This window comes from Caballeronia sp. (assembly GCF_049581465.1).
GTDB lineage: Bacteria > Pseudomonadota > Gammaproteobacteria > Burkholderiales > Burkholderiaceae > Caballeronia.
Map to the genome: position 1 here is coordinate 1 of NZ_JBAUSA010000994.1, position 6,277 is coordinate 6,277.

4 protein-coding genes and 2 pseudogenes are annotated in these 6,277 nt (G+C 61.6%); 4 read left to right on the forward strand and 2 right to left on the reverse strand.

Features of this window, described 5'->3' with window-relative positions:
- The 4 genes and pseudogenes from WCA53_RS24350 to WCA53_RS24365 all read left to right on the forward strand — a co-directional run.
- Positions 1-197: pseudogene (locus tag WCA53_RS24350) on the forward strand (carbohydrate ABC transporter permease); the annotation flags it as partial.
- Positions 198-212: 15 nt separating this feature from the next.
- Positions 213-1,298: an ABC transporter ATP-binding protein gene (locus tag WCA53_RS24355; RefSeq protein ID WP_423916478.1), complete on the forward strand. Its 1,086-nt coding sequence runs from the start codon at positions 213-215 to the stop codon at positions 1,296-1,298.
- A 42-nt stretch (positions 1,299-1,340) separates the two neighbouring features.
- A pseudogene (locus WCA53_RS24360) lies at positions 1,341-2,378 on the forward strand (substrate-binding domain-containing protein).
- 373 nt (positions 2,379-2,751) lie between these two features.
- Positions 2,752-3,216, forward strand: a complete 465-nt coding sequence (locus tag WCA53_RS24365) for a DUF3331 domain-containing protein (protein WP_423916480.1) — start codon at positions 2,752-2,754, stop codon at positions 3,214-3,216.
- 23 nt (positions 3,217-3,239) lie between these two features.
- On the opposite strand, the gene WCA53_RS24370 is transcribed toward WCA53_RS24365, so the two are convergent.
- Positions 3,240-5,636, reverse strand: a complete 2,397-nt coding sequence (locus WCA53_RS24370) for a putative bifunctional diguanylate cyclase/phosphodiesterase (RefSeq protein ID WP_423916482.1) — start codon at positions 5,634-5,636, stop codon at positions 3,240-3,242.
- Positions 5,637-5,649: 13 nt separating this feature from the next.
- On the reverse strand, positions 5,650-6,277 hold a 628-nt coding region (locus WCA53_RS24375), incomplete at its 5' end, for a methylamine utilization protein (protein WP_423916484.1).

A 6,277-nucleotide genomic window follows, 5' to 3' on the forward strand; every position in this document is an offset into this window, starting at 1 on the left:
GGCTCGTGTTCGCGGGTACGCAGAACTTGCCCATGACGGTCCAGCTTAACAACATCATCAACACCACGACCGGCGAGCGCCTTTACAACGTCAATATGGCCGCGACCATCCTTACCTCCATGGTGCCGCTAGCCATTTATTTTGTGTCGGGCCGCTGGTTTGTTCGCGGCATCGCTTCCGGTGCGGTCAAGGGTTAGCCCAGGGTTCATCTCATGTCTACTGTCATGTCGAACGTATCAATCCGAGATCTGGACATTCAACTCGGCGCGAACAAAATCATCCAGTCGCTTGACCTGGAGGTCGAACCGGGCGAGTTCCTCGTGTTGCTCGGTCCGTCCGGGTGCGGCAAATCCACGTTGCTGCACAGCATTGCCGGTCTTATCGACGTGAGCGGCGGCAGCATTGAAATCGGTGGCCAGGATATGACCTGGGCTGACCCGAAGGATCGCGGCATCGCCCTCGTCTTCCAGTCCTACGCGCTCTATCCGACCATGAATGTGGAGCGCAATCTTTCGTTTGGCTTGCGCATAGCCGGCACGCCCAAGCCCGAGATCGAGCGGCGCGTGACGCGCGCGTCCGAGATGCTGCAGCTCGGACCGCTCCTCAAACGCCGGCCCGCACAGTTGTCGGGCGGACAGCGCCAGCGGGTGGCGATTGGCCGCGCGATCGTGCGCGAAGCCGACGTGTTCCTCTTCGACGAACCGCTTTCCAACCTCGACGCAAAGCTGCGCACCGAGTTGCGGCGCGAATTGAAGCAATTGCACAAGCGCCTTGGCGCGACCATGATCTACGTGACTCACGATCAGGTTGAAGCGATGACGCTCGCGACCCGCATGGCCGTGATGCGGGGTGGCGTGATCCAGCAGATCGGCACGCCCGCCGAGGTCTACGCGAATCCGAACAACCTGTTCGTTGCGACCTTCCTCGGGTCGCCGGGCATGAACTTGTTGAAGGGGTTCGTCCGGCGCGAAGCGGGGGCGGTGCGGTTTCGCAATGACCACATCGATCTCGACGTATCCAGTTATGCGTTCAAGCGCTCCCCGGCGGACAACCAGCCGTGTGTGCTCGGGGTGCGCCCCGAAGACATTTCGGTCGATGCTTCGTCGGCGCATCGCGGCACGGTGTCGCTGGTAGAACCGATGGGCAATCACAGGGTCATCTGGTTCGATTATCATGGCGGCCAAATCGCGTCGATCGCGCAGGACACGGCGACGACGGCGGTCGATGAAGTGACTGGATTCTCCATCGACAGCAAGCGCATTTCGCTCTTCGACGAAACCGGCGGGGATCGGCTCTAAGCCCTACCCTGTCAATTTTTTGCCGCCCATAACGGAGCTATTGTGACCACCCTGAAGGACGTTGCGGCGCTTGCCGGAGTCGGCATGTCGACCGCATCGCGCGCTATCTCCGGCCGTGGACCCGTTTCCGCCGACGCGCTCGCGCGCGTGCAGGCCGCCATTGCCGAGTTGCATTTCAGGCCCTCGTCGATCGGTCGCGCGCTGTCGACGCAATCGCTCGGCATGATCGGCATTTTCGTGCCTTCGTTTTTCGGCTCGTATTACGGCACCATTCTCCAGCAGACTGATACCGAGTTGCGCGCCGTGCATCGGCATGTCGTGGTGGCCGCCGGTTGTGGCGATGATTCGCCGCGCGAGCAGGCCATCGAAGCGGTGGAGTTCCTGATCAGCCGCGATTGCGACGGCGTGGTCGTCATCAGTCATGACCTGAGTGACGAAGACCTGATCAAGCTGCACGGGATGCACCCGAAAATGGTGTTCCTCAATCGTCATTTCGAGCTGATGCCTGAGGCGTCCTTTTGCGCCGATCATCATCTCGGCGGCGCGCTCGCGGCGCGGGCGCTGCTTGCCTATCAGCATCGCAAGATAGCCGTGATTTCGGGGCCTTTCACTGCGTCCGACAATCAGATGCGCCTGGACGGGTTCTTCGCAGAACTGGCCCGTCATGGAATCGACCGTGCGTCCATTCCCATGATCTAATCCGACTTCACGCCAGAAGGTGGGTATAGCGCAGCGCGGCAACTGATTGCATCGAAGAAGCGCTTTACCGGGCTTTTCTGCGCGAACGACACCATGGCGGTCGGCGCGCTGTCGTGCCTGAAGCAAGCGGGCATCGTCGTGCCGGACGACATGTCCGTGGTGGGCTACGACGACGATTACACCGCCGCTTACACCGCGCCGGGGCTGACATCGGTTCGTATCCCGACGGCCGAACTCACGCAGAACGCGGTCAGGTGGCTGCTCAACGAGTGCTATGGCACGTCCTATCCGATCCATCGCGAATTTCCCGTCACACTGACGATGCGCGCCTCCATGGCGAACCCCGCGAAGCTCGGGCGCGCAGCGACACGCGCCCGATAAGGGTCGTACCATTGCGGCGCGTTCGGCCCGCGGCTGTCGAACGCGTGGTCGAGTAGCGCGATAAATGAAATAAGTGCCTGCAACATCAAGCGCGCCTCCCGGCGCGCTTTTTCGCATGGCGGATGGCAGTTCGTCGCGATCTAACAGAAGAATTAATAACGCTTAATTTGTGATCCGCCTCGCTAACGTCCAAACTATGAAAACTGGCAACGCGTTGTTCGCGCGGTGCCGCGAACAAAGCTAGACCAGAGTTCCAACACTTGTTGGTCGATCTGCGCGCCGGTTCGCGGCATAGGCTTGGAAGTCTCGATTTGTCAGACCAAATGCATCCGAATTCGTTTTCGAACTTATCGATTGCAAGGAGAATTCCGCTATGTGCGCCAAACCGAAGCGCAGGACACGGATCCAACTCGATGCGTGGTCGCAGACACTCGCCTTGCTAGCGAAACTCTCGTTCGGTAACGAGGGGCCTTCCACCCGCCGCGACGAGCGCCCCGGCGGTTTGGTCCGACGTCTGCCGTTGATCTACGAGCCTTGTCCTGGCGCAGTACCGAAAGTCCGCATACTGGAGCGGCCCAGCAAGAACACCGCGATCATCTCGTGGTTCGACCCGACCGTCTGCCGCTATGGCGACCAGCCGTGGCGCGCAAGCCGGGCGCGACAGCCCGGCACGTGCGCCCTCACCGGGAACAGCATCCGCCGCGGCGATCCGATCTATCGTCCGCGCACGGTTCGGCCATGTCCGTTGAACGCTAACGCCATGATCCTTGCTAGTTGTGTGGAATACGCGAGCGCTGAACCGATAATGCCTTCGAGCGTGGCGAGTATCGGGCGGTGAGCCCGTGGGGGGTGAGTGTGGGGCTAGCCGACAGTCTCCAGCTCGCCCTCCCCATTCGCCTCCTCCCACCCGGCGAGCCATCGTTCGAGATCCTCCGGCGGCAACGGGCGGCTTACATGGAACCCCTGGGCCAGATCGCATCGCAACACCTTGAGGCGCTCAAGCATCGCCTCGCTCTCAACGCCTTCGGCCACCACCTTAAGGCCCATGTTGTGGCCAAGATCAATGGTCGAGCGCACAATAATCTCATCATCCTCGTCGTCGGCCATGCCGATCACGAACGACTTGTCGATCTTCAACTCGTCCACCGGCATGCGCTTCAAATAGGACAGCGACGAATACCCGGTCCCAAAGTCATCGACGGAAAGACGCACGCCAAGCGCATGCAAACGATCAAGCGTTTCAATAGCGTGGTTCGGGTCGTCGAGAATCGCACTCTCCGTGATTTCAATCCAGATCCAGCGCGGCGAAACGTCGTACTTCTTGAGAATCCTGTCGACCGTTTCAGGCAACCCCGAGTTGATCAGGTCCCGTGCCGACACATTGATCGACACATCCAGTTCGAGACCCATCGCGCGCCACAGTCCGCACTGACGCACGGCGCGGTCGATCACCCAACGTGAAATCACCTTGATATAACCCGTCTGCTCCGCAAACGGGATGAACTCGTCAGGCGAAATAAAGCCGCGCGTAGGATGGTCCCAGCGCACCAGCGATTCCACGTATTTCACGCTGCGGGTCGCCAGATCGACCTTGGGCTGATAGTAAAGCTTGAGCTCATCGCGTTCCACCGCCTGGCGCAGTTCGCTCATCAGCGAAAGCCGCTCAGCACTGTGCTGGTCGTCGCGCTCGTCATAGAGCGCGAAACCGAGGTTGGCGCGCTTGGCCGTGTACATCGCGACATCGGCCCGGCGCAGCAAGGTATTCATGTCGGTACCATTGTTCGGATAGCTCACTATCCCGATGCTCGCGCCCACATCCACGATCTGGCCTTCGATCATCAACGGATGTTCAAGCGCCTCAAGCAAACGCGTGGCGACAAGTTGCGCCGATTGCGCGTCATCGGTGGGAAGCAGGACCGCAAATTCATCGCCACCGAGACGCGCGATCGTGTCGGAGGTGCTTGGCAGACTTGCGCGCAAGCGGTTGCCGACTTCATGCAACAACAGGTCGCCTATATGGTGACCCAGCGTGTCGTTGACATACTTGAAGCGGTCGAGATCCATCATCATCACGCTCAACGCAGAGCCGAGTCGGAGCGCCTCGCTGATCGCCTGCTGCAGGCGTTCGCTAAAGAGCGCGCGGTTCGGCAGGCCTGTCAGGCGGTCGAGATAAGCGAGATCCGTGATCCTGCGCTCGCGTTCGGCAATGCCATCTCGCATCTGGTTGAACGCGACCGCCAACTCGCTGATCTCGTCGTGACGCCTGACTTCCAGCGCGTCGGTGCGCTCGCCCCGGCCGATACGGCGGGCAAAGCGCGTCAGCGCTTCAATGGGCCGCGTCACGCTGCGCGCCGTAAGGAAACTCCCCACCGCCGATACCGCGACACCCAGCAGCGTGATCAGCAGCAGCGTGGACTGGAGCTTGCTGTACGGCGCCATCGCTTCGTTGAGCGAACGTTGCAGCACGACCGTCACAGTCGCATCGCCGGAGGACGGCAGCGTGAACTCGCGCATGGCGTAGTCGCCGTCGGGCAAGGAAATCGTCGACGCGTGCGGCCCCGCGTGCTTCGTCTCGGGCATGTCCAACCCCGCCTGCAGCGCACGCCGCGATGCGAGCGGCAGCGAGCTTGCCAGGATGCGCGGCGCAGCCGTACCCGAAGCGCCATTCAGTTTGTCGACGAACGACACGTCGAGCGACGTGATCGAACGCATCTCGGTCGCGAGCGCATCGTCGACGAGAAAGCCCATCGTGACCCAGGCGACCGGAAGCGGCGCCTTCACGGGCACGGCCACCAGTTGATAAAGATGCCCGTCCATCACGCCGATAGAGGCAGCGTCGCCGTCGCGCGTGGCGCCAACGAGGAGCGCCGGCCACGGAAACGGCGTGCCGACCTTGGCCGGTCCGTGGCTATCGGCAAGGAGCACACCGTCGAGCGTCGCCAGCATCACGACGTCGGCATGAACCCGGTCGCCGTGATTCTTCAGTGCGGATGAGACTGTCGCTTCGTCACGCGTGCCCACTGCCGCGCGAAAGCCGTAGTCGGCCGCGACAATCGTCGACGCCTGCCTCAGTTCCTCGCGATCCGATCGCATGACCTGATTGAACACCCGCTCCGCGACCGACAACTGGTCGTCGGCGTTATTGCGGGCGTTCGAACTGATAGCCGTGTGAATCACCACGAACGCGGCCACTTGCACCACGAGCATCAGGAGGACGAAGACGACCGCAATGCGGGCGCGCAGGCTATGGAGGCGCATGTCGGTGGTGGCCTCAGGCGGGCGGGGCTAGCAGTTCAAGCGTGAACTTGGCCGTGCCATCGGGGTTCGGCGTGATCGTCTGGACCGGATGCGGCGCGCCGTCCTTCATGCGGTATTGCCACGCAGCCACGCGATACGGCTCCGCCGGCAAGTTCTCGATCGTGGCCTTGCCCGACGCGTCCGTCATGGCGAAGTACGGGGTGTCGACCACGAGGACGTAGGCAATCATCATGTCGTGGATGTTGCAGCCCATCACGACCAGGCCGGGTTTGTCGAAGACAACCGGCTTGGCCGACACGCCGTGATAAAGATTCAGTTCGAATTTCTTCGCGGGCGAGAATGAATAGACATCGTGCTCGAAGTTGTCCTTGTTCGGAAATGTCACGCTCGCGCCAGTCTGGATCACGGAGACGAGCGGCACGAACTGCCGCTTGATCTGGTCGATGACCGCGCCTGCCGGCGCCTTCGCCGGCAATTTGCCACTGAGCGGCGTGGCGTAGACCACGGCGTCGGCCACCGGCGCGCCGGTCTTGTCGACGACTTCGATCTGCAGGGTCGACGCGCTGGCGTACGACGCCAGCGCGCCTATGCAGCCAAACACCGCCGCGAGAATCCGCGATCCAATCCGCATTTTTCTAGCC

Coding starts and splice junctions, on each gene's coding strand:
- WCA53_RS24355 (WP_423916478.1), top strand. CDS start 213: ATGTCTACTGTCATGTCGAACGTATCAATCCGAGATCTGGACATTCAA.
- WCA53_RS24365 (WP_423916480.1), top strand. CDS start 2,752: ATGTGCGCCAAACCGAAGCGCAGGACACGGATCCAACTCGATGCGTGG.
- WCA53_RS24370 (WP_423916482.1), bottom strand. CDS start 5,636: ATGCGCCTCCATAGCCTGCGCGCCCGCATTGCGGTCGTCTTCGTCCTC.